Origin of the sequence: Enterococcus hulanensis, from assembly GCF_005405485.1 — a bacterium.
GTDB classification, from domain to species: domain Bacteria; phylum Bacillota; class Bacilli; order Lactobacillales; family Enterococcaceae; genus Enterococcus_A; species Enterococcus_A hulanensis.
The window spans coordinates 154,593-176,123 of record NZ_BJED01000006.1; the positions used below are offsets into that span (position 1 = coordinate 154,593).

Sequence of the window (21,531 nt, forward strand, 5' to 3'; positions counted from 1 at the left end):
ATGCGTTTAATGATTCGTCACAACTTGAATGACCTGCATGATGCAGTAGGTAATACCAGCGGCGATAACCGGTCCTGCGGCAACACCTTTCAAAAAAACAACACCCATAATCGTACCAAAAACTAAAGCCACGGTAACTTCGGGTGATTGATTAATCAGGCCGACACCTTTTGAAGATAAGACGGCAACGAGCACACCGCAGATCGTCGCTACCCAACCTAGGGGAGATTTCAAGGTGTTCAATAAATCTTTCAAGACGATATCGCCGGTAGCGATCGGGACTAAGATTGTTGCTGAGATCAAGGTTACCCCCCAATTGATTCCTTGCTTATTTAATAGAGCTAAAAATTTATCTGAATGGGGAATTAATTTTAAAACCAAAACTGCGATCGTTGCGATCAGTAAGCTTTGATTTTTCGCGATAAATGCAATCAATAAAATGACCCCTAGAAAAAGCCAGCTTTCCATAATTCCACTCCTTGTGTTTATTAATGTTCTTATTTTCGCATCGTACTTACTATACAAGATAATTCGTTAAGTTGCGACTTTTTTCCCGCGCGACTTTAGTGTAAGCTTTTAATGAAGGGAGACACAAATGAAAATAGGATTACGTACTATAAAGACCGCGGCGGCAGCACCGATTGCATTACTATTAGCCAGCGGCTTGAATCTTGAGTCAGCAGCATCAGCAGCCATCATAACGATCTTGACTGTAACAAACACCAAGCGTTCGACCGCAAAGACCGCTTTGAATCGGCTTTTTTCTTTGACACTTGCGACAGTCATAGCAGCGATTTGTTTTTTACTCTTGGGATTTCATCCATTGGTTTTTGGTTTGTATCTATTATTATTCATTCCATTATCGATTCGCTTTGACTTGGCGGAAGGGATCGCGGTTAGTTCAGTTTTGATCACGCATTATTTAGTAGCAGGGGAAATGCCGCTAAGCTTGATTATCAACGAATATTTACTGATGTTCATTGGAGTGGGCTGCGCGTTAGCGGCTAATCTTTACATGCCGAATACCGAAAAAAAGATACAAGAAGATCAGGCTGTCGTCGAAGTCTCTATGAAAAAGATGCTGGGGCAGATGTCTGCTTATTTGAACCAGCCTGACAAAGAAGAACAATTGCGTCAAGAATGCTTTTCGTTGCGAGACTTTGTGCGGGAGGCGCAAGTTCGTGCGCGAGAATTTGAGGAGAATCGTTTCTTTTCCGGCAACAGTTATTACTTTGAATATTTTGCGATGCGTCGTCTACAATTGAAGGTTCTGTCTGACATGCTGCAAATATTGAACCGGCTGGATGCAGAACCTGAGGATGTTCAGGAATTACGAGAGCTGTTTGACTTTACTGCGCAAACTCTGACTGAAGAAAATGACGGAGCAGCAATTTTAACTAAGATTGATGAGACGGATCAGCGCTATCAGCAAAAGAAATTACCAGAAAGTCGACAAGCTTTCGAAGAACGAGCGATGCTTTTCCAGCTTTTTCAACTATTTCAGGATTTTATTGAGATCAAGGCTGGATTTAATCGGAATAAATGATGAGAAAGAATCAGCCTTTTGTCCCATGTAAACGGTTGAAAATTTCTTTATGATAAAGATAAGAAAAGTAGATAAGGGGTATAAAAATGAAAAAAATAATTATTGGGTTGATTTTAGTTGGGGCGGCATTAGTAAGTATGAGCAGTATGATCTTTCATAACCGCATGAGTAATGAGACATTTACTACGTCAAAGACAGTCAAAGAACTGATCGTGGATGATCGCAATATGCCGATCGATATCGTAGGTGTTTCTGGAAATAAGACACGAATCAATTACAAGAAAAGCCGAGACATCAAATACAATATTAAACAAACTAGCAATACGCTGAGCCTTGAGCGCAAAAGAAGTATCGGGTTTAATTTCAACTTCTTCAATTTTGGTAAGCGTGATCCCAAAGTAACCATTGAGATTCCCAAGTCTAAATTAAAGGACTTGCAGGTTGAAACCTCTAACGGCAAGCTCTCCACAGAGAATCTGACATTGGATAATCTTGATTTGGAAACAACCAACAGCAAGATGATCATTAATAATGTAGATGCACATTCAATCGATGCGGAAACCAGCAATGGAAAAGTTGAATTATCGAAAATGACCTTTGACGATGGTTCTTTTGAAACAAGCAATAGTAAAATGGACTTGCAGAATCTGGAATTTTCAGAAGGAGAATTCCATACTTCAAATGGCAAGATCAACTTAATGAATTTGAAGCCAGCTAAATCTCTTTCGCTTGAAACCAGCAACTCGGAAGTACATGGCACGATCAAAGGCAAGGAAGAAGATTTTTCAACGGTGTCTAAAACGAGCAATGCTACAAGTAACTTGACCAATCATGAGGACGGCTCAAAAGAACTAGAAGTTATAACTAGTAATGGAGATATCGAGATTGCCTTTGTTCGTTAGCCAATAAACCTATAGAGGAGGAAGCAGAATGGTTAGTAAACAACTTAGTAAAATACTACTTGTCATTTATTCTCTGCTGTTGATTTGGATTTTACTATTTAAGTTTCCGCTGTCTGTTTCTGACATAACTGCAAGTTTGAGTCATCCCATGAGATCCATCAATCTTGTACCATTTCAGGGTTCAATGATTGTGAATGGCAAGATCGCTTTGAATGAAATTTTATTAAACGCAGTTGTTTTTGTTCCAATGGGTGTTCTTTTGGGAATTTCAGCTAAAAGATTGTCATTCTTGAATAAATTGATGATTATCTTTTTATTCTCGCTCTTCATTGAAGTCATGCAGTTCATCTTAGGTATTGGTGCGACCGATGTGACTGATTTGTTAATGAACTTTTTCGGTGGCTTCTTAGGGCTTGTACTTTATCAAGGCCTGAAGCAGATTGTTCCAGAAGCCAAATTGGATAAACGGCTTATTGTGATTGGTACTGTAATGGGATTCCTATGTTTAGGAATGGTACTGTTCATACTGCTTATAAATCGGTAAAAGTATATTAAAAACTCTTCAGCAAAAAAGCTGAAGAGTTATTTTTTTTGTAAAATATTTGTGTTTCGTTGGAAACGCCAAACTAAGAATGTTTCGGAAAGTGCTAAGTACAAGAACAATCCTGCAATGATCAAAACCGCGCTGGTGCCAAGCATGCGATAAGAAAAAACTGAGACGATCGCACCGGCAATGAAGGCCAAGACCACTAAAAGAAAATGAACGAAGCGTGTTTTAGCTGCTTGATCTTTTGTACTCAAGTAATCATAAAGATTTGTCGCTACCCCTTTAAGGTTTCCGGTCGTAAACAAATTCGTGTAAGTAAGCCCATTGATTTTATCAAAAGACACCCACTGAATCGCGGCGGTAAAAGCGATGATGATTGTAATTATCGCAGGGTGCGGCTGCAAAAAGTGCAGGCTGATGATAAAGAAGATAAAGGCTTCAAAGTAAAGCAGGAACAAACGCCAAAAGTGCATTTCTTTCTTTTTAAAGTAATCAATCAAAAATTTGGCTAAAAGAATACCCATGAAAAAGAATAGGGTGGAGAGCAATTTTTTTCCAACCATGTCCCACTGCCGCTCGTAGGCTTGAATGATTGCTAAAATCAAATTTCCGGTCTGAGCAGAGGCAAAGGCTTCATAGCGAATATACGTATAGCTATCGATCATCCCGCCGATAAAAGTCAGTAACAACCCTACCGGACGATTCTCATGAAAACTATTTTCCATCTGTTATTCATCTCTTTTCGCTGACTATCTTACCACATTTTTTCAGAAAATTGTTATTCAGTTTCACGAATTCATTTTATATAGAAAAGAAACAATAGCTGCAAAGCTTTTATTTGCAGGCTAGTTAACCCTCCGAAAAAAGCCGTGATTTATTATACCTTTAAAAAGCAGAAACCGGTGAAAACGTACATGAAGTTTTCATAAGAAAATTTTAAAAGTTTCCTCTTTTTATGAATATAAAACAAATGATCAATCAATCTTTTTCACTATAATTCGGATTATTGCCAAGAGCGGTCTTTTATGAAGGAGATATTGGAAGTGGTTACGTGTTTTTACGAATGATCGGTGATAAATTGTTGAGAAACCAAGAAGGTCGCACAGAGCTACTTTTTTCTAAAGAATGTGTTAGAATGAAAATGCTTTTTATCCTGTGAACGTGAAGGGAATTGAGAACACACCATGCCTGTAAAAAAAAGGACACCATGGTTAGAGGCATTATACGCGGCATTGCCGCTTTGTTTGAGTTACATTCCGGTTGGATTAGCCTGCGGCATGCTGCTGCAAAAAGCGGGATTTAACATTTTATTAACTGCCTTGCTTTCGATGCTTGTTTTCTCTGGAGGCGCCCAATTTTTAGTCGTCTCGATGATAAGTGTTCATGCATCATTTGTGTCCACAATCTTAATGGTTTTTTTCTTGGAGCTGCGTTATGCATTATTAGGTTCCAGTTTGTCACAATTTTTCAAAAAAGAGAAACGTTCATTTATTGCACTGTTTTCCCAGTCGATGAATGACGAAAATTATGCAGTCAATTATTTGAAATATTCCACTGATCCTGACTGGAACCGCAAAAAGGCCTTGTATGTTAATTGGTTTTCGATGGTTTCTTGGACAGGAAGTACGGTGCTGGGGTCGATTTTCGGTTCTGTTATTCATGTGGATACTGAATTGGTTCATTTTGCCTTAACCGCGATGTTTATTTTTATGTTCATGATGCAGTTGAGCAATGGCCTTTTATTAGCCACCGGCTTATTATCTGGCGGATTGGCAGTGATTTTTATGCTGGTATTCAAAAATACTTTTGGATTAATTTTGGCGACACTGTTGGCTTCTTTTGCGGGGTATTTGATTGAACGGATTCGCAAGACAGCCGATACAAAAAATGACGGGCCAGATCACTATGATCTTACCGGCGGGGAGGTCCATCATGAGTGATAACTCTTTGCTGCTGCTGATTCTTTGTCTGTTTGGAGCTTCATACTTGCCGCGCCTTTTTCCAATGTTGTATTTCTCACAACGACAGGTTCCTCAGTGGTTCAGTGATTGGATGAAATACGTGCCGATCTCACTATTTGCCGCTTTGGTATTCAAAGATGTGTTCATCAGCGAAAATCATTTTGATTTGATTGGAAATGTTCGGATCATTGCGATGTTTTTAGTTGCAGGGGTTGCGTACAAGACGCGTTCGATGGCGATCTCAGTTATCACCGGCTTGGCGGCAGTATTTTTATTATCATTGATTTAAATTAAAAAATCGAGATACTCTATTAAAGAGTACCTCGATTTTTTTACTACTAGAGAGAGTTTGAGAGATGATAATTGTCTGGTTTCAGGGTTTAGTTTTAGCGGCAAAAGAAAAAACTAAACCCTGAAGCTTTTTTTAATTTTGGTATTCAGCAAGTGGTCGATAGGTTAGGATCTGCATTTTTCTGTAAAATTCAGCGGGAAGATTTTTCCATGATTGTAATAGATTATGGAAAAAGCCTCCATCTGCATTGATGATGTATTCGTTTAGTAAAAGACCAAAGGATTTCTTTGGTTGTTCTTTGATTAATTGTTCATAGACTTCCGTCGCTTTTTCTTGGTTGTCAGCCACGAAAAGTGTGTTAACTTCAACATAAGCGCCTTCAATATTATGTGTCTCTTCGACAAAATAAACGGTTTTAGTGTATTTCTGTTTCTCCATCTGAATCACCCTTTCTTTAGGTTATCCATAGCATACAAAACAAATATTAACTAATGATGAATTAAATCGCTTTTTGCGTCAATTAATTATGAATTTTTCAAGTTGTTTGGCAAAAAAACTTTAAAGTTGCTTCCTTCATTCAGAGAACTGTTGACTTTAATCGACCCATGGTGTAGCTCGACAATTTGTTTTGCTAAGGCTAGACCTAGTCCGTTGCCCTTGGTTTTGCGGCTCGTATCGCTTTGGTAAAATTTGTCAAAAATTCGTTCGGCCACTTCATTTGTCATACCGATACCTTCATCGCGAATGATAATGGTTTGTCCCTCTGCCTCATTCTTTAGGTGAACATAGATGCTGCCATTTTGTTTGCTGTATTTAATAGCGTTGTCCATCAAATTTGACCAGACTTGATAAAGAAATTCTTCGTTACCGTAATAATCGGTGTGAGGTAAATCTATATCCAGCGTTAAATCCAGCTGCTCCCATTTGGGCTGTAAAAATAAAATCACTTCACGAATTTGTTCGTCTAAACGAAAACGCTGGAAGTCTAAGCCTAATCCTTGATTATCGAGTTTGCTGAGCTTCAAAATATTGTCAGTCAAGTGGGTCAGTTGTTGAGTGCCATCTAACATGCGCTCCAGATAGTTTTGCCGATCTTCTTGAGATAATGCTTCATTTTGTAATAGCTGGACATATCCCTTGATGGTTGCGATGGGGGTTTTAAACTCATGAGAAATAGTAGAAACAAAGTCATTTCGCAACGTCTCAATACTGTTTAATTCTTTTACCATAACATTGAAATCATGATAAAGCTCCTCGACATCCTCCATTTGGTGCTGTTCGTCCAATTGAATCGAGAAATCTCCTTTAGACACTTTATTCATCGCCTGTCTGAGATTACCAATCGGCTGCAAAATACGTTGACCGACAAAAAATGAGAGTGCGGCACCGATCATTAAACTTAAAAAGATGATGAAATAGAAAGGAAAAAGGTGACCTTCCTTTTCAGGTGAAACTAATTGATAGTGATTAATTATGAAAAGCAGTCCGACGAAGACAGATAATACGACGACCATCAATAAAAATGTGATAACGGCGAAATAGACCCATAGTTGGGAAAATAGTTTTTTTCTCATGAATGGATGACCGCCTTATAGCCTAATCCGCGAATTGTCTCAATTGAAAAATCTGAGTTGGTTTCTAAACGTGTACGCAGTCGTTTGATATGAACATCAATTGTACGTTCATCCGTATCGGAATCAAGCCCCCAAATCTCATCCATTAATTGCTGTCGGGTGAAAATTTTGTTGGGATAGGCGAGTAATTTATATAGAAGTAAAAATTCTTTTTGCGGCAATGTTTCGGTTAAGGACGGTGTTTTGATTTGATAAGTTTCCTGATTCAGCCGCGTATCACCAATGGCTAATTCTTTTGTGTGGACAATTTGGGCCCGCCGTAATAAGGCATCCACACGTAAAATCATTTCATTTACATCAATCGGCTTCACCATATAGTCATCTACGCCGATCGTAAATCCACGTTTTTTATCTTCAAAAGAATCCTTCGCAGTAATAAATAGGATAGGAAGATCATAATCAGCTTCCCGCAAACTTTCGGCTAGTTCATAGCCGTCCATGTCCGGCATCATAATGTCGCTGATGATCAAATCAATAAATTGTTTATCTAAAATATCTAAGGCTTCTATCCCGTTCATCGCACGAAATACTTCAAAGCGTTCATTTTTTAATGCAGATTGATAAAGTAGTGATAAATTTTCATCATCTTCCACGATAAGTATTCGATTCATTTGCGTTGCCCTCCCTTTTGCTTAATAATAGTAGCAAATCACTGTGAACCTATTATGAATTTTTGTTCATTTTGAGTTAATAATGCCATGCTATCGTGGCAAAGTAAACTAAGAGAAAAAGGGTGACCCAATGTTAGAATTAAAAGATATAAAAAAATATTATCATGTGGGAGATACGACCACAAAAGCATTAGACGGTGTATCTGTCGCATTTCGTCGACAAGAATTTGTCGCGATCTTAGGTGCTAGCGGCTCTGGGAAAACAACGATGTTGAATGTAATTGGAGGTTTGGATAACTATGACTCCGGTGATATGGTCATCGATGGCAAATCAACGAAAACCTTTAAGGATGCTGATTGGGATGCTTATCGAAACAATTCGATCGGATTTGTCTTCCAAAGCTATAATTTAATCAGCCATTTAGGAATCATCGACAATGTTGAACTTGGAATGACGCTGAGCGGAGTCTCGAAGGAAGAAAAGCAGCAACGGGCTGAGGATGCGCTACGACGTGTCGGATTAGCAGATCACATGCATAAGAAACCGAACCAGCTTTCTGGCGGACAAATGCAGCGGGTTGCCATCGCTCGAGCACTGGCAAATGATCCGGACATTTTACTATGTGATGAACCGACAGGGGCTTTGGATACAGAGACTAGTGTGCAAATCATGAACTTGATCCAAGAACTATCGAAAGAAAAACTTGTTATCATGGTTACACATAACCCAGAGCTAGCCAATAAGTATGCGGACCGTACGATTAATTTTTCTGATGGCCGTATTATGAATGACTCACATCCGCATATCGAAGGCGAGAAGGGGGAACAATTTCAATTAAAAAGAACCAAAATGAAATTCATGACTGCCTTGAAGTTGTCCTTCAATAACCTGCGGACGAAAAAGGGTCGGACATTCTTAACAGCCTTTGCTTCAAGTATCGGGATTATCAGTATCGGGATTGTACTTTCCTTATCTAGCGGCTTCCAGAAGCAAATCGACAGTACCCAAGCAGAAACGATGGCGAAATATCCCATCACGATCTCAAAAACAACGACAGACCAGACGGCTAATCAAAATCAAGCGCTAGGATCAGAAAAAGCCAGCGGAGCAAGCAAAGACAATAAGAATAATATCGTTGCAAAGATCAGTGATCAAGATAAAGCACAGCATACAAATAAGATCGATCAAAAGTATGTGGATTATATCAATGATATCGATCCAAAATTAAGTAACAATATCGGATTTACTCGTGTGGTTGGAATGAATCTTTTACGTGATGTTGACGGTGATGTAAAACCGGTCAAATTATCAAATGATGCGCCCGACAGCGGTCCTTCCATGATGAGTGCGATGTCCAGCATGACTGGGATGGGGGTATCTTCTTTTCCAACACAATTGGATAAAAGCTCTGGGAGTTTCCTAGAAGACAATTACAAATTGTTATCCGGCGAGTATCCAAAAGAAAATACAGATGTTGTATTGATCGTTGATGCGAATAATAGTACCAATATCAATTCATTGAAAAATCTAGGCTTTGATGTCAAAGACGGCGAAAAAATTGATTTTGATAAAATCGTTGGAACTGAGTTTAAGCTGATCAACAATAATGAATACTACACAAAAATTCCGACGGGTAATTTTATTCCCAATAATGATTACAAAGCAATGTACGACAATGCTAACAACGATACCTTGAAAATCTCGGGAATCTTGCGTGTAAAACAATCTTCAACAATGAATCTATTGGCACCAGGGATCGCTTATAGTAACGAACTGACCTCTAAAATCGTTAAGGACAATGAAAATTCAGAAATCGTCAAAGCGCAAAGAGATACGGATACAAATGTGATGACGAACGAAAAATTAGATGATGCAACCAAAGATAGTACACTCGCGTACTTAGGCGGAGATAGTATTCCAAGCAGCATCATGATCTATCCAAACAACTATAAAGACAAAGAACAAATTTTGAGCTATTTGGATGATTACAATAAAGGCAAGAAAAAAGAAGATAAAATTATTTATACTGACTTAGCAGGAACGATGACCGAGCTGACTGGCGGCTTGATGGACGCAATCACTTATGTATTAGTGGCCTTTGCCGGAATCTCGTTAGTAACCAGCATGATCATGATCGGGATCATCACGTATACGTCAGTTATTGAACGGACCAAAGAGATTGGTGTCTTGAAGGCCTTAGGGGCACGTAAAAAAGATATCACCCGCGTGTTCGATGCTGAAACTTGTATTTTAGGTGTAGCCTCCGGAACATTAGGTGTAGTGATCGCCTATTTGGCAACATTCCCCATCAACGCGATTTTGTACAATATGACTGAATTAAAAGATGTCGCACAATTGAATCCTGTTCATGGAATCATCTTGATTATTGTTTCAACAGTTTTAACAATGATCGGCGGACACATTCCAGCAAGAATGGCAGCGAAGAAAGATGCTGCAATTGCCTTACGAGCAGAATAAAAAAGAAGGAATGCCTTGAATTTTGGCATTCCTTCTTTGTGTTTAACCAACAAAAAAGTAATTAATAACTGCTAGCGCCGCGAAACCTAATGTGATCAAACCGCAGATGATTAGGTGAATACGTTTGTTCATTAGAGCAACTGCGATAAATTCTCGTAAAAAGGCATTTGGCAAATAATAGCGGGCGGTTTTTGAACCGATTCCGTCAATTTTTAAATCCACCTCTTCGGCGTACATTCCCGCTCTAAAAATATGATAGTTGTTCGAAGTAAAGATCGCATGATAGCCGGCAGGTTTTTCTCGCTCCATAATCTCCTTGCTGAAGCGCATATTTTCAAGCGTGTTCGTTGACTGTGCCTCCATCAAAATATCTTCGTCAGGGATACCTTGCTCCAAGGCGTACTCCCGCATTGCTTGCGCTTCAGGAATTTTTTCATCAGGACCCTGTCCGCCTGACATCAAAAGCTGCGGTGGCGATAACGTTTCTTGACTTTGTTTGCGATAAAATTGAATGGCACGATCAATTCGTTTTGCTAATAGTGGGGTGACTTTTTCACCGCCGATCAAGCCAGCGCCCAAGACGATGACATAATCTTGATTGTATTTCGGTTGATTAAATTGATAGACTATGGAAATCGATAGAAAATTCCAAAAGACAACAAAAAAATAGATTGCGATCGTTGTTGGAATCGATAATAGGATGACTGACCAGCTTGGTAATATTTTTGGTCCAACCACCTGTAAAATGATCAACGCAATAATCGCTAAACCTAAAATCAAGGTGAGTAAATTAGGAAGCTTGCGAGATTCATGGCGCAGAACGATAAAACTATTCCCAATCAAAAAGATGATTGCGGCATACAAGCCAAATAAAATAGTTACTAAAAACAAGACGAGCAATATGCCGAGGATACCGACACCGATCAATGAGCTGGCAGTTATTGTAATGAGTACCACGTAACCCATGAAACTAATTAAAGCGAGATTGAGCAGCCAGCCATTACGTAAACGACATTTTTCTTTAAAATAAAAATAGCAGAACAATAAAAAGAAAAACAGTGGAATCAAAATATATAAGGTTTTATTTTGAATTTCCAGTATACAAAAATATAAGACCAAAAAGATCGCCGTCCATAATGAAAAATTACTGAATCTCTTTTGTTTAAAGCGAATCATCAAACCACTCAAAACAATTATATAAAGCGCAAAAGCAAGTAAATCTCGTTGCAGGTTCATTCCATCACATCTTTCCTATATAAAAGTAATAATTTCAACAAATTATCCTAAGTTTCAGGCGGCCTATCGTACAGCTAAACAAGTCAGTAGAAAACAAAAATGATAAGCTTATTTAAATACTTGATTCCTCCTTTGTTAGTATATCAAATAATAAGTCAAACACGCAGTCAAGAACTATCAGTTGGATTTCTTTTAGAAGATTAGTAAAATTATGACGAGGAGGGAATGTGGATGGATATCAAAGGAGTCAATCGTATAGACATGCCGACACTTTTTGTGATCGGCAAAGAAGGAAGCGGTTTAGCAGAAGAGGGGCCGTCGTGGGTTCCGCTGTTATGGGATCAGATGAACAGCCATTTTGAAGAAATAGTTGAGCTTTTAGCTGGTCAAGAAATGAAAGATTTGCATTTATGGGGTTTGATGAGTGACAGTAAACATTGGTTAGAACCGTGGCAAGAAGAAGGACGCTATCTAGCAGGTGTTCAAGTTCCAGAAGAAGCTGAAGCGCCAGAAGGATGGGCGCGATGGGAAGTACCGCCAATGAGTTACTTGACAGTCAAAGCCAGTGCGGAAAAGATTGAAGATGCGACGAAGCTCATGTTGGGAGAAATCTTTCCCTTAGAAAAACTGGAGCTTGCCGGTGCAATTCATGAGCATTACTTACCGCATTTTGCAGAAGGAGAAGTAGAACTGTATTTTCCTTTCAAAACAGAATAGAAAAAAACTTTCGACGATTCGAGTCGAAAGTTTTTTTGTTTTATGCAAATAGTCCAGTAATTTTTTGCCAGATCAATTCGAAAGTGTTGGCTTTTTGCACCTCATTTTTTGTTACAAGGTCAGCAGTCGCGCCTTCATTTTCCTGAACATAACCCAAAGTATCTTGAGTTAATGCAACGCTGACAGTACCAATTTTTTCATTTTTATGAACCGGAGCAATAATTGCGTTGTTGTCTAATAAAGACTGGTCTAAGGTAGTCTTGATCGTTAAATCTTTCGGATCCATATCGCTTCGTACCCAAAGTTTAACCGGTTTTTCCATTGCTAGAGCAACCGTCTTTTCTTTACCTTCTGTGACTTTCAACTCTTTTTTGTCCGTCGGTGTTTGTCCTGCGACAGTCACGTCCTGCTGACTCCAATTATTTAAACAGTAATCCATCAATTTGCCTGTTTCTGCGAATCGTGCATTTTCATCGTTGGGCTGATCTAAGGCGTTCAAGATCACGGTGATAACACGGCGACCATCCTTTTGGATCGTTCCGACAAAACATGCACCGGCTAAATCAGTAGTTCCAGTCTTTAGTCCATCGACGCCTTCTTTGTAATTTGGTCCTTCAAAAAGCATGACATTCCAATTCTTCATTTCGTCTGGCTGAGATGAATTGGGGGCGAATGTTTTCTCTTTGATTTTTGAGGTTTCCAAAACTTCAGGGAAATCTTTAATCAAGTGCTGGGTAACGATTGCTACATCACGGGCAGACATCAAGTTTTCATCATCTTCTTGCGTTCCTGGATACATATGCTCGCCTAGATAGACATTGCTCAGCCCAGAAGAGTTGATGATGGTTGCATCGTTGATACCCCATTTTGTAAGCTGCTCGCGCATTTGATTTACAAAAGTATGTTCATTGCCAGCAATCAATTCAGCTAAGGCAACTGCGCATGCATTTGCAGACTGGACAATCATGGCCTCGAAAAGATCCTTAACCGTGTATTTTTGTCCGCTAACTAATGCAACATTGGACAGCTCAGGGGCAGTGCTTAATTTTTCTGCGTACTCTGAAATGGGTACTTCTTGCTCCCAAGTAATTTTCTGTTGCTTAATGGCATCTAAAACGAGGTATGCCGTTATCGTTTTAGTGATGGAAGCAATGCCTTTTGGGGTGTCGCCGTCTTGGTTAAAAAAAACTTTTCCTGAGTCAGCGTCAATGGCGTATCCCGCATTCGCATTAACAGAAAAGTCATCTGCTGCTTGAGCGGTGATTCCTATGAGGCTTTGGAAAAAAAGTAGTAGGGCAACCAAAACTAGGGGGAATCTTTTCTTTTTATTCATTGATGGGCTCCTTTACTTCTATTAACCACAAAAGTTTAGCAAAATCATAGGGTGAATTCAAGAAAATACATGAAAACACCAGAATTTTTCATTAATTTTGAAAGACTCTGGTGCAGGATGATAACATTTTTTATTTTATTTGTTAAAAACTGCGTCCGCCGCCGCCAAATGTTCCGCCACCACTGGAATGGGTAGTACTGCCACCACCACCGCCTCCTCCGTTATTATTGGAAGGTTTTGGAATTCGACGAGTAGTGACAAAAGAATTGACTAACTGATCCTGACGCTCGGTCAGATCCAGTTGAGCGTTTTGGCGGTAGGGATAACGATAAGTGCCGGTCTTTAACTGATAACGCAATCGAACAGAGATGAAGAACCCAATTGCCGCCACTGCAGCAACGACCAAACCAATCGTGATTTCAATCGGTGTGATCGACTTGTAGTAGGTAACTTTGCGGGTCTTTTCGTCTATTCGATAAGAACCACCGGGAATGCCATCGGCAACAAATTCATTTGCATTGGATAGGTAATCGGCAGCAGCCTGATAATAATTACCATCACGCATGGCTGCTTCAACATCATCTAAAAGTTTATCCCTTCGTTTATCAGTAATGTAATCAATCATATTCCCTGAGGTTGAAAGATAAATTTCTCGCTGATTCATATCCAGTAAGAGAAGAGCACCGTTATTATCATTGCCGATGCGATCTCTTAACTGATTATCAGCAAACTTACGCGGTTCTTCCGAATTGGTATTTGTCGTTAAGATAAACACTTCGCCTTTGATTTCCTTATTGAGGGCATCGGCCTGTTTTGACAGTTCAGTTCGTTCTTCTGGAGAAAGCAGATTTGCCTGATCATCTACTGTATCAGAAGCCGCGAAAACTTTTAATGGAGTGAATAGCATGAGAAAACCTAAAAGTAAAAGAAGTTTTTTCATAGAAAATACCCCACGATCATTGCAATTGCCAAGATTACAGCAAAAATTCCGCCGGAGAATAAACCTAAACGTTTATTACTGATCGGCAATACACCGCTGACTTTTCCAGTCTGTCCGTTCATAGCGTAGTAATAGGTTTTGTTCGCTGCATCTTGATATGTTACAAGCCAAACCGGCAAAAGCATATAATGATTGTCCTGCTTTTCAACATTGACAGACTGGTTACTTGGTGTGAACGTTGTGTATCCAGAAACGGTGTCACGTAATAAATCTTTTGTGTAATCAGTCAGCTCATGATCGATTTGTTCGGCGAGGTCTTTGATCTCAATATCGCGTTTTTCCGCCTGAAAACCAGATAAATACTCTGTGTGAAAATCCACTGCCTGATCGATCGGAAAAGGCTGGACCCCTTCGACCATTTTCTGCTGGAGATTTTTCTTTAAGGCATTTTTAGTTAAATGGTTGATCTTTGCTTTGCCCTTGCGGAAAATCTGATAGACTTTTGTCTCAGTATATTCGATTTCGCCCACGATCCAAACGCGCAGCGAAGTTCCCTTGCCGGTCAAATTCCCCGAAGTTTCAGCATCAACTACCCAATAGGGAAAATAGACACCAGTCATCTTTTCAATCTGTTGTTCATTGAAAAAATCTTTTGGTACAAAGCGTTTCTTCTGCGTCCAACTCAAAAAATCGGCAACAGCCTTTTTACGGTCAATTTTAAAGGGCAAAACTTTATTAGGTAAAAATTCTCCTGTCAAGCGCCCCGACAGAACAACGGGATTATGACAAAAGTAGCAATAGGTAGCGGCGGTAGTGTGATCAGTGACAATTTGAGCGCCGCAGCTGGGACAAAGAAATAAGTCCATGTCGCCGCTGGCTGCTTCCACAGAGCTGGCTGTTTCTGACTGTGACTCTACGGATGATTCTGAATTATTGGATTCGAATTTTTCGATATCTTCCACAGTAAAAATACTTAAACAATAATCACAGTGAAACTTTTGATCACTTGGGTTAAATGTCAAAGGACCGCCGCAGTTGGGACAGTGATGCGTTAATACATCTGCCATTTGCAGGCCCTCCTATATCAGTAATTGTTTAGTCTAACGGCACCGCTTTGAAGGGTTTGCCGCAATGTGGACAGAATTTTGGTACGCCGCTGCTTAAGTCGACAATTTCACCGCATTCGCTGCATTTCATTTCGATTTTTGCCGCAGTGGCAGGAGCTGGTTTTGGCTCTCCACAATTACTGCAGAATTTACCAGAATTTTCTTCACCGCATTTAGGACAAGTCCATTGATCACCTGAAGATTTTTGTTGTGCTTGTTGATTCTGTTGAATCTGCTGGTTGTTGTTTTGAGATGCTTGATTAAGGAAATCTCCACCCGCATTCATCCCCATGCCCATTCCGAAGAAGCCTGTAGAAGCACCAGCATCATTTTTACCAGCGGCTTCCATACCGCGCGCAACTGAACCTTGTACGTAACCTTCGCGTACGTTTGGATCACCTAACATCGCACCTTCATTTCGCATATTGATCAATTTAGTAGAGTCATCTGTATAAGAAATGCTGGCAACAGCAACAGAAACGATTTCCATGCCGCGAAGTTCTTTCCAGCTCTCATCTAATACGTCAGATAAATATTTACTTAGTTCCATACTCTTTGATGGGACATAAGAAATGCGTTGACCATCAGCGGACATTTGGTTGATCGCTGCTTGTAAACCAGTTAAAAACTCTTGCAGGTACTGTTCGTTGATGTCGCTGATATCAACTTGATCCATATTTCGTGGAATTGCATTTGCGAAAAATAGAATTGGATCAGTCACTTTGATGGAATAAGTACCATGTGCTCGTAAAAATAGTTCTGCATTATAGAAATTATCAAAATAGTTTATGGGGGTGCTGGTACCGAACTTAATCCCTTTGATTTCTTGCAAATTGATATAGAAAACTTGTTGTTTTTGCGGTGTCACACCGCCAAATTTGAAGCGGCTGAAAGTTTCAGCTACGGCATCTTTTAATGATCCGTTGAACATTGATGGAGCAGAATTGTTTTCTACCGTGTAATATCCTTCCTCGGCAGTGTAGTCAATAATTTTACCGCCGTCGACGAGAAGCATCATCATATTTGGATAAACATGAATGACAGAGCCGTCTGTGATCACATCACTAGTTCCTTTTTTGTTGCTGCCGCGTTTATCATCTTTTCGTACGGCAACACCTTTTGACATGACCGTAGTCTGTCCCATGTTGGCTGGTTCAATTATTTCTAGCCATTGATCAGCGAAGCCTCCGCCGATGCTGCTAGTTGCTGCTTTAAATAGTCCCATGAATATCCCTCCATAAAAACGTTTTTTCTATTATACCACAGGGCTTTTTCGAAACAGAAAAGATGCAGCTGGACAAATTAAAAGACGCTAAACAATTGAAGCTAACAGTCGGTTTCTATAGTTTTTTCGCACAAAATCACGTATAATAAAAAGCAGTGATTTTGAAAGAAAAGAGGAGAATTATGGCGTATCAGGCACTTTACCGCGTTTGGCGGTCGCAGCGTTTTGATGATTTGGTCGGGCAAGAGGCGATCACGAAGACGTTGAAAAATGCGATCCAACAACAGAAAACTTCCCACGCCTATCTATTTACCGGTCCCCGCGGAACCGGAAAGACCAGTGCAGCAAAAATATTTGCCAAAGCCATCAATTGTCCTAACAGTATTGATGGGGAACCTTGCAATGAGTGTGAGATGTGTCGTTCGATTACTGAAGGTCGACAAGAAGACGTGATCGAAATCGATGCCGCAAGCAACAATGGTGTGGAAGAAATTCGTTTCATACGGGATCGTGCGAACTACGCACCAACTGCAGCTAAATATAAAGTATATATAATTGATGAAGTCCACATGCTTTCGACTGGCGCCTTCAATGCGTTGTTAAAAACGCTAGAAGAGCCGAAAGAACATGTAATCTTTGTCTTAGCAACTACAGAGCCGCACAAAATTCCAGCAACGATTATCTCAAGGACACAACGATTCGACTTCAAACGAATTGACGTACAAGCGATAATCGGTCGGATGGCTTATATTCTTGAACAGAGTAATCAACCCTATGAAGAGCAAGCACTATCTGTAATCGCTCGGGCAGCAGAAGGCGGGATGCGGGATGCACTGAGTATTTTAGATCAGGCTATCTCTTTTAGTAATGAAACAATTACTTTAGAAGACGCCTTAGCGGTGACGGGCAGCTTGACTACTGAAATGATGGATGGGTTTATTGGCGCTTGTCTTCAACAGGATGTTAGTGGTGCATTAGAAGTTTTGGAAAATATCTTAGCTGAGGGAAAAGAAGCCAGACGATTGACAGAAGATTTACTATTGTATTGTCGTGATCTGTTGATTTATCAACAGGCACCCAAACTATTAGAAAACCGAGCTGCTTATTTGACTGACACCTTCAAACAGTTAGCGGAAGCGACTGTTTCAGAACGGCTGTATAATATGATCAAAATTTTGAGCGAAACCCAAAATGAGATTCGATTTACCAATCACGCCAATGTCTATCTGGAAGTGGCAACGGTGAAATTAGCAACGCCACAAACGGCTCCTGCTGTTTCAGCGAGTCAACCGGTGAATTCTACGCCAGCAGCTGTGTCACAACCAGCCGATCAAGCAGAATTAACCGCGTTGAAAACCCAGTTGCAGCAATTGCAAAATGAGATGCAGCAGCTGAAAGCTAATCCAACAGTGGAAAAAGAAGAGCGTAAAGCAGCACCGAAGAAAACTGCCAGCAGCTATCGTGTTCCGACTGAACGGGTTTATCAAGTATTGAGTGAAGCCACCAAAGATCATTTGCTAAACGTGAAGAATGTTTGGGAAGATCTGCTGATGGCATTGCCGGTAACCCAACGTGCGATGCTAAAGGCTAGTGAGCCAATGGCGGCGGGACCAGGCTTATTACTGATTGCGTTTGATTATGAGATTGTTTGTCAACGAGCAGACAGCAGTGATGAGTTGCGCTTGAATATGCAGAATACTTTGAGTATGATGATCAAGGATTATACGCCAGACTTTGTTTTCATCACTCGTGAAAGCTGGCCGCGTTTACGGCAAGCTTTTGTCAGTCAGCACCATGATCGTCCAGTTGCGACTGAAACAAATGAAACGGATGATGAAATCAGTTTAATACCAGAAGAAACCAATGAAGTCGTTGAACAAGCGAAAAGTCTGTTTGGCGATCTTGTAACGATTAAAGATGATTAAAGGAGCGAATAGATAAAATGATGCGCGGAATGGGAAATATGCAGGGCATGATGAAACAAATGCAAAAAATGCAAAAAGAAATGGTGAAAGCTCAAGATGAGTTGAATGCTAAGGAATTCACCGGCAGTTCAACTAACGATTTAGTAACTGTGACCTTTACTGGTGACAAAACGATGAAAGCTATGGATATTAATCCTGAATTGATCGATCCAGAAGATCCAGAAATGTTGCAAGACATGATCGTTTTAGCAGTTAATGATGCTATTGCGAAGATCACGAAGGAAACAGATCAAACTATGGGCAAGTATACAAAGGGACTTCCTGGAATGTAAGCGACTTTGTTCTTGGTTAATAAATATCAAGTTTATGCTAGTTGTATTATCCATGTCCGGCTTAGCGAACCAGCTTTATTTGGTAATAAGCAAAAGCTGAAGGAGTTCGTGAAGCCTTTCTGGAAGAGAGGAAGGACAGAATGCAATATCCAGAACCAATTGCGAAATTGATTGAAAGTTACATGAAGCTGCCGGGAATCGGTCAAAAGACTGCGACCCGTTTAGCCTTTTTTACGATTGATATGAAAGATGAGTCTGTTAATGAGTTTGCGCGATCATTGATTAGTGTCAAACGAGATTTGCGTTTCTGCAGTGTTTGTGGGAATATCACGGAAGAAGATCCTTGTGAGATTTGTTCCGATACGACTCGTGATCGCAGTACAATCTTAGTCGTGGAAGAACCAAAAGATGTGATGTCATTGGAAAAAGTACGTGAATATCACGGCCTTTACCATGTACTTCACGGTGTTTTGTCACCGATGGAAGGGACTGGACCAGAAGACATTAATATTGCTCCACTGATCAAGCGGCTCCATGATGATGAGGTCAGGGAAGTAATCATTGCGACAAACGCTACGACAGAAGGCGAAGCGACTGCGATGTATTTATCGCGTTTGATTAAGCCAGCTGGAATCAAAGTTACGAGACTGGCACATGGTTTGTCAGTCGGGAGTGACATCGAGTATGCTGATGAAATTACTCTGTTAAAAGCAGTGGAAGGACGCCGTGAATTATAAAGATTTCGCGGTGTTTTTTTGAAAGAGATAGAAGATCAAATTTATTTGGGGGACAAAAAAGTGAACGGATTATTTATTACGATTGAAGGACCAGACGGCGCAGGCAAAACCAGTGTGCTGAATGAACTTTATCCAAAACTACAATTAACGGCGAAACGGTCAATCGTCAAAACAAGAGAACCTGGAGGCATCCCGATCGCTGAAAAAATTCGTCACGTGATCCTTGACCCAAGTAATGATCGAATGGATGATCGAACAGAGGCACTGCTTTATGCCGCAGCGCGCCGTCAGCATTTAATCGAAAAAGTATGGCCTGCATTAGATGAGGATAAAATCGTTTTATGTGACCGGTTTGTTGACAGTTCGTTAGCCTATCAAGGTGCGGGCAGAGGAATCGGCATGGAAGAAGTTGCCAAGATTAATGAATTTGCAATTGAGGGGACAACGCCTGATATAACGTTGTATTTAGATGTTGATTCAGATACTGGCTTACAACGAATCATGAAGAACCGAACCAATCAAATTGACCGTTTGGACTCGGAAGGGTTACAATTTCATCAGAGGGTCCGGCACGCTTATTTAAAATTAGCGGAAGCAAATCCAGAACGGATCATAAAAATCGATGCTCGGAAACGTTTAGACGAAGTCGTGAGAGATTGTTTTTACGAGTTGTTGACACGTTATCCAGACTATTTTCAATCATGAGAGGTGTAAACTATGAAACTTATTTTAGCGATCGTTCAAGACAAAGACTCCAACCGCTTAGCCAATGAATTTATTGATGCTAATATTCGAGCAACAAAACTTTCTTCTACTGGCGGCTTTTTGAAAGCTGGCAATAGTACGTTCATCATCGGGATCGAGGACGAGCGAGTAGAAGATGCTTTGGCCTTAATTAAAGAAACGTGCCAAGCTCGTACGCAATATGTCACAACACCAGTGACCTTGGATATTTCGTTAGACGGACAGGTCCCTTATCCTGTTGAAGTTGAAGTCGGCGGTGCGACAGTATTTGTCTTGCCAGTCGAAGGCTTCCACCAGTATTAAAATGGAAGAAGCACAAAAACTTCAGACAATTCAACCTATTGTTTTTCGTCAATTGCAAAATAGTTTTGAGCATGGGCGTCTGGCCCATGCTTATCTTTTTGAAGGCGATCAAGGGACCGGCAAAGCAGAACTGGCACTATGGTTTGCCAAGCATCTGTTTTGTTTAGATTTACAAAAAGGAATGCCTTGCGAAAAATGCAATAATTGTCTGCGAATAACTAGTAAAGATCATCCCGATGTTGTAGAGATCGAGCCCGATGGTCAGTCGATCAAAGTCGATCAAATTCGTGCGCTGCAAAGTGAATTGACAAAAAGCGGTTTTGAATCTGCGAAAAAGGTTGTTATCATTCACCAAGCCGAAAAGATGAATTTAAACTCTGCTAACAGCTTATTGAAATTTTTAGAAGAACCGCCTGCTAACTTTATGATTATTTTAGAAACTCAATCGTTAGGAAAGATATTACCTACGATCCGTTCACGCTGTCAGATCATTCATTTTCAAGCGTTGTCCACTGAACGCCTGCAGTCTCGTTTAGAATCAGAACAAATCCCTGCGAAAACCGCGAAACTATTAGCAAATTTAACAAATAGTTATGGAAAAGCTGTTGAAATCTCAAAAGATGAATGGTTTAATGAAGCTAGAGATGCTGTTATTCAATGGTTTAATTATCTCGAAAAAAATGATCCGCAAGCTTTTATCTATGTTCAGAAAAAATTGGTAAAGACATTTAAGGACAAAACGCAACAGCAATTTGCCTTTGAAATGTTAGCGTATTTTGTTAAAGAAAAACGTGATCAAGTGATGAAACAAAATCAAACAGACCTAAAGACGTACAATTACCTGTTAGAAGAAGTTTTGTCTGCCAGTCAGAAACTAGAAGCGAACGTATCATTTCAAAATATCGCAGAACAAGTAACGTTGCGCATTGTTTTTGCTTAGCGTTATTTAAGAGAGTAGGGA

General features: G+C 40.1%; 23 protein-coding genes. 13 read left to right on the plus strand and 10 right to left on the minus strand.

From position 1 onward, the window contains the following. Positions 1 to 6: 6 nt before the first annotated feature. Positions 7 to 468, minus strand: a complete 462-nt coding sequence (locus FFR60_RS08440; RefSeq protein WP_088933301.1) for a DUF441 domain-containing protein — start codon at positions 466 to 468, stop codon at positions 7 to 9. Between the two features lie 127 nt (positions 469 to 595). On the opposite strand from FFR60_RS08440, the gene FFR60_RS08445 reads away from it, so the two are divergent. From FFR60_RS08445 to FFR60_RS08455, 3 genes are all read left to right on the plus strand, one after another. After that, positions 596 to 1,546 carry an aromatic acid exporter family protein gene (locus FFR60_RS08445; RefSeq protein WP_088933300.1) on the plus strand — a complete coding sequence of 317 codons (951 nt, stop codon included), beginning with the start codon at positions 596 to 598 and terminating at the stop codon, positions 1,544 to 1,546. Between the two features lie 86 nt (positions 1,547 to 1,632). Next, a complete protein-coding gene (locus FFR60_RS08450; RefSeq protein WP_137663797.1) occupies positions 1,633 to 2,448 on the plus strand; it encodes a DUF4097 family beta strand repeat-containing protein in 816 nt (271 codons plus the stop codon). Positions 2,449 to 2,476: 28 nt separating this feature from the next. After that, on the plus strand, positions 2,477 to 2,992 hold the full coding sequence (locus FFR60_RS08455) for a VanZ family protein (protein WP_137663798.1): 516 nt from the start codon (positions 2,477 to 2,479) through the stop codon (positions 2,990 to 2,992). Positions 2,993 to 3,030: 38 nt separating this feature from the next. Here FFR60_RS08455 and FFR60_RS08460 read toward each other — a convergent pair whose 3' ends face one another. Further along, entirely contained in the window at positions 3,031 to 3,720 is a 690-nt protein-coding gene (locus FFR60_RS08460) for a YoaK family protein (protein ID WP_137663799.1), read from the minus strand. Positions 3,721 to 4,179: 459 nt separating this feature from the next. Here FFR60_RS08460 and FFR60_RS08465 point away from each other — a divergent pair, with 459 nt between their 5' ends. Both FFR60_RS08465 and FFR60_RS08470 read left to right on the plus strand, forming a co-directional pair. Next, positions 4,180 to 4,935, plus strand: a complete 756-nt coding sequence (locus FFR60_RS08465) for an AzlC family ABC transporter permease (protein ID WP_137663800.1) — start codon at positions 4,180 to 4,182, stop codon at positions 4,933 to 4,935. Continuing rightward, the gene (locus FFR60_RS08470) at positions 4,928 to 5,245 is read left to right on the plus strand and encodes an AzlD domain-containing protein (protein WP_088933295.1); all 318 of its coding nucleotides are present in this window, start codon (positions 4,928 to 4,930) and stop codon (positions 5,243 to 5,245) included. The genes FFR60_RS08465 and FFR60_RS08470 overlap by 8 nt, the downstream gene beginning before the upstream one ends. A 135-nt stretch (positions 5,246 to 5,380) precedes the next feature. On the opposite strand, the gene FFR60_RS08475 is transcribed toward FFR60_RS08470, so the two are convergent. The 3 genes from FFR60_RS08475 to FFR60_RS08485 all read right to left on the minus strand — a co-directional run bounded on the left by FFR60_RS08475 (position 5,381) and on the right by FFR60_RS08485 (position 7,493). Then, on the minus strand, positions 5,381 to 5,686 hold the full coding sequence (locus FFR60_RS08475; protein WP_137663801.1) for a hypothetical protein: 306 nt from the start codon (positions 5,684 to 5,686) through the stop codon (positions 5,381 to 5,383). A gap of 86 nt (positions 5,687 to 5,772) precedes the next feature. Continuing rightward, on the minus strand, positions 5,773 to 6,822 hold the full coding sequence (locus FFR60_RS08480) for a sensor histidine kinase (protein WP_137663802.1): 1,050 nt from the start codon (positions 6,820 to 6,822) through the stop codon (positions 5,773 to 5,775). Further along, positions 6,819 to 7,493, minus strand: coding sequence for a response regulator transcription factor (locus FFR60_RS08485; protein WP_088933292.1), 675 nt, complete (start codon positions 7,491 to 7,493; stop codon positions 6,819 to 6,821). Before FFR60_RS08485 ends, FFR60_RS08480 begins: the two co-directional genes overlap by 4 nt. A gap of 130 nt (positions 7,494 to 7,623) precedes the next feature. On the opposite strand from FFR60_RS08485, the gene FFR60_RS08490 reads away from it, so the two are divergent. Continuing rightward, positions 7,624 to 9,972 (plus strand): ABC transporter ATP-binding protein/permease, encoded by a 2,349-nt coding sequence (locus FFR60_RS08490; protein ID WP_137663803.1) that lies wholly within the window; start codon positions 7,624 to 7,626, stop codon positions 9,970 to 9,972. 42 nt (positions 9,973 to 10,014) lie between these two features. Here the strand turns inward: FFR60_RS08490 and FFR60_RS08495 are convergent, their stop codons facing one another. Next, the gene (locus FFR60_RS08495) at positions 10,015 to 11,208 is read right to left on the minus strand and encodes a YdcF family protein (protein ID WP_137663804.1); all 1,194 of its coding nucleotides are present in this window, start codon (positions 11,206 to 11,208) and stop codon (positions 10,015 to 10,017) included. Positions 11,209 to 11,439: 231 nt separating this feature from the next. Between FFR60_RS08495 and FFR60_RS08500 the strand changes: the two genes are divergently transcribed. Next, positions 11,440 to 11,925 carry a GyrI-like domain-containing protein gene (locus FFR60_RS08500; RefSeq protein WP_137663805.1) on the plus strand — a complete coding sequence of 162 codons (486 nt, stop codon included), beginning with the start codon at positions 11,440 to 11,442 and terminating at the stop codon, positions 11,923 to 11,925. Between the two features lie 40 nt (positions 11,926 to 11,965). Here FFR60_RS08500 and FFR60_RS08505 read toward each other — a convergent pair whose 3' ends face one another. From FFR60_RS08505 to FFR60_RS08520, 4 genes are all read right to left on the minus strand, one after another. Beyond that, positions 11,966 to 13,258: a serine hydrolase gene (locus FFR60_RS08505; protein ID WP_137663806.1), complete on the minus strand. Its 1,293-nt coding sequence runs from the start codon at positions 13,256 to 13,258 to the stop codon at positions 11,966 to 11,968. A 142-nt stretch (positions 13,259 to 13,400) separates the two neighbouring features. Beyond that, positions 13,401 to 14,198 (minus strand): TPM domain-containing protein, encoded by a 798-nt coding sequence (locus tag FFR60_RS08510; protein ID WP_137663807.1) that lies wholly within the window; start codon positions 14,196 to 14,198, stop codon positions 13,401 to 13,403. Further along, positions 14,195 to 15,265 (minus strand): TFIIB-type zinc ribbon-containing protein, encoded by a 1,071-nt coding sequence (locus FFR60_RS08515; RefSeq protein WP_137663808.1) that lies wholly within the window; start codon positions 15,263 to 15,265, stop codon positions 14,195 to 14,197. The genes FFR60_RS08510 and FFR60_RS08515 overlap by 4 nt, the downstream gene beginning before the upstream one ends. A gap of 28 nt (positions 15,266 to 15,293) precedes the next feature. Beyond that, the gene (locus FFR60_RS08520) at positions 15,294 to 16,529 is read right to left on the minus strand and encodes an SPFH domain-containing protein (protein WP_137663809.1); all 1,236 of its coding nucleotides are present in this window, start codon (positions 16,527 to 16,529) and stop codon (positions 15,294 to 15,296) included. A gap of 182 nt (positions 16,530 to 16,711) precedes the next feature. Here FFR60_RS08520 and dnaX point away from each other — a divergent pair, with 182 nt between their 5' ends. The 6 genes from dnaX to holB all read left to right on the plus strand — a co-directional run bounded on the left by dnaX (position 16,712) and on the right by holB (position 21,510). Further along, positions 16,712 to 18,454: a DNA polymerase III subunit gamma/tau gene (gene dnaX / locus FFR60_RS08525; RefSeq protein ID WP_137663810.1), complete on the plus strand. Its 1,743-nt coding sequence runs from the start codon at positions 16,712 to 16,714 to the stop codon at positions 18,452 to 18,454. Positions 18,455 to 18,471: 17 nt separating this feature from the next. Beyond that, positions 18,472 to 18,786, plus strand: a complete 315-nt coding sequence (locus FFR60_RS08530) for a YbaB/EbfC family nucleoid-associated protein (protein ID WP_137663811.1) — start codon at positions 18,472 to 18,474, stop codon at positions 18,784 to 18,786. A gap of 140 nt (positions 18,787 to 18,926) precedes the next feature. After that, the gene (recR, locus tag FFR60_RS08535) at positions 18,927 to 19,523 is read left to right on the plus strand and encodes a recombination mediator RecR (RefSeq protein ID WP_137663812.1); all 597 of its coding nucleotides are present in this window, start codon (positions 18,927 to 18,929) and stop codon (positions 19,521 to 19,523) included. Between the two features lie 60 nt (positions 19,524 to 19,583). Next, positions 19,584 to 20,228, plus strand: a complete 645-nt coding sequence (tmk, locus tag FFR60_RS08540) for a dTMP kinase (protein ID WP_088934661.1) — start codon at positions 19,584 to 19,586, stop codon at positions 20,226 to 20,228. Between the two features lie 12 nt (positions 20,229 to 20,240). Next, a complete protein-coding gene (gene darA, locus FFR60_RS08545) occupies positions 20,241 to 20,570 on the plus strand; it encodes a cyclic di-AMP receptor DarA (protein WP_010740793.1) in 330 nt (109 codons plus the stop codon). Position 20,571: 1 nt separating this feature from the next. Beyond that, positions 20,572 to 21,510 (plus strand): DNA polymerase III subunit delta', encoded by a 939-nt coding sequence (holB, locus tag FFR60_RS08550; protein ID WP_088933281.1) that lies wholly within the window; start codon positions 20,572 to 20,574, stop codon positions 21,508 to 21,510. Positions 21,511 to 21,531: the final 21 nt, after the last annotated feature.

Coding starts and splice junctions, on each gene's coding strand:
- FFR60_RS08515 (WP_137663808.1), bottom strand. CDS start 15,265: ATGGCAGATGTATTAACGCATCACTGTCCCAACTGCGGCGGTCCTTTG.
- recR (WP_137663812.1), top strand. CDS start 18,927: ATGCAATATCCAGAACCAATTGCGAAATTGATTGAAAGTTACATGAAG.
- FFR60_RS08465 (WP_137663800.1), top strand. CDS start 4,180: ATGCCTGTAAAAAAAAGGACACCATGGTTAGAGGCATTATACGCGGCA.
- holB (WP_088933281.1), top strand. CDS start 20,572: ATGGAAGAAGCACAAAAACTTCAGACAATTCAACCTATTGTTTTTCGT.
- FFR60_RS08520 (WP_137663809.1), bottom strand. CDS start 16,529: ATGGGACTATTTAAAGCAGCAACTAGCAGCATCGGCGGAGGCTTCGCT.
- FFR60_RS08490 (WP_137663803.1), top strand. CDS start 7,624: ATGTTAGAATTAAAAGATATAAAAAAATATTATCATGTGGGAGATACG.
- FFR60_RS08470 (WP_088933295.1), top strand. CDS start 4,928: ATGAGTGATAACTCTTTGCTGCTGCTGATTCTTTGTCTGTTTGGAGCT.
- FFR60_RS08495 (WP_137663804.1), bottom strand. CDS start 11,208: ATGAACCTGCAACGAGATTTACTTGCTTTTGCGCTTTATATAATTGTT.
- FFR60_RS08455 (WP_137663798.1), top strand. CDS start 2,477: ATGGTTAGTAAACAACTTAGTAAAATACTACTTGTCATTTATTCTCTG.
- FFR60_RS08485 (WP_088933292.1), bottom strand. CDS start 7,493: ATGAATCGAATACTTATCGTGGAAGATGATGAAAATTTATCACTACTT.
- FFR60_RS08460 (WP_137663799.1), bottom strand. CDS start 3,720: ATGGAAAATAGTTTTCATGAGAATCGTCCGGTAGGGTTGTTACTGACT.
- FFR60_RS08445 (WP_088933300.1), top strand. CDS start 596: ATGAAAATAGGATTACGTACTATAAAGACCGCGGCGGCAGCACCGATT.
- darA (WP_010740793.1), top strand. CDS start 20,241: ATGAAACTTATTTTAGCGATCGTTCAAGACAAAGACTCCAACCGCTTA.
- FFR60_RS08450 (WP_137663797.1), top strand. CDS start 1,633: ATGAAAAAAATAATTATTGGGTTGATTTTAGTTGGGGCGGCATTAGTA.
- dnaX (WP_137663810.1), top strand. CDS start 16,712: ATGGCGTATCAGGCACTTTACCGCGTTTGGCGGTCGCAGCGTTTTGAT.
- FFR60_RS08530 (WP_137663811.1), top strand. CDS start 18,472: ATGATGCGCGGAATGGGAAATATGCAGGGCATGATGAAACAAATGCAA.
- FFR60_RS08475 (WP_137663801.1), bottom strand. CDS start 5,686: ATGGAGAAACAGAAATACACTAAAACCGTTTATTTTGTCGAAGAGACA.
- FFR60_RS08510 (WP_137663807.1), bottom strand. CDS start 14,198: ATGAAAAAACTTCTTTTACTTTTAGGTTTTCTCATGCTATTCACTCCA.
- FFR60_RS08440 (WP_088933301.1), bottom strand. CDS start 468: ATGGAAAGCTGGCTTTTTCTAGGGGTCATTTTATTGATTGCATTTATC.
- FFR60_RS08505 (WP_137663806.1), bottom strand. CDS start 13,258: ATGAATAAAAAGAAAAGATTCCCCCTAGTTTTGGTTGCCCTACTACTT.
- FFR60_RS08500 (WP_137663805.1), top strand. CDS start 11,440: ATGGATATCAAAGGAGTCAATCGTATAGACATGCCGACACTTTTTGTG.
- FFR60_RS08480 (WP_137663802.1), bottom strand. CDS start 6,822: ATGAGAAAAAAACTATTTTCCCAACTATGGGTCTATTTCGCCGTTATC.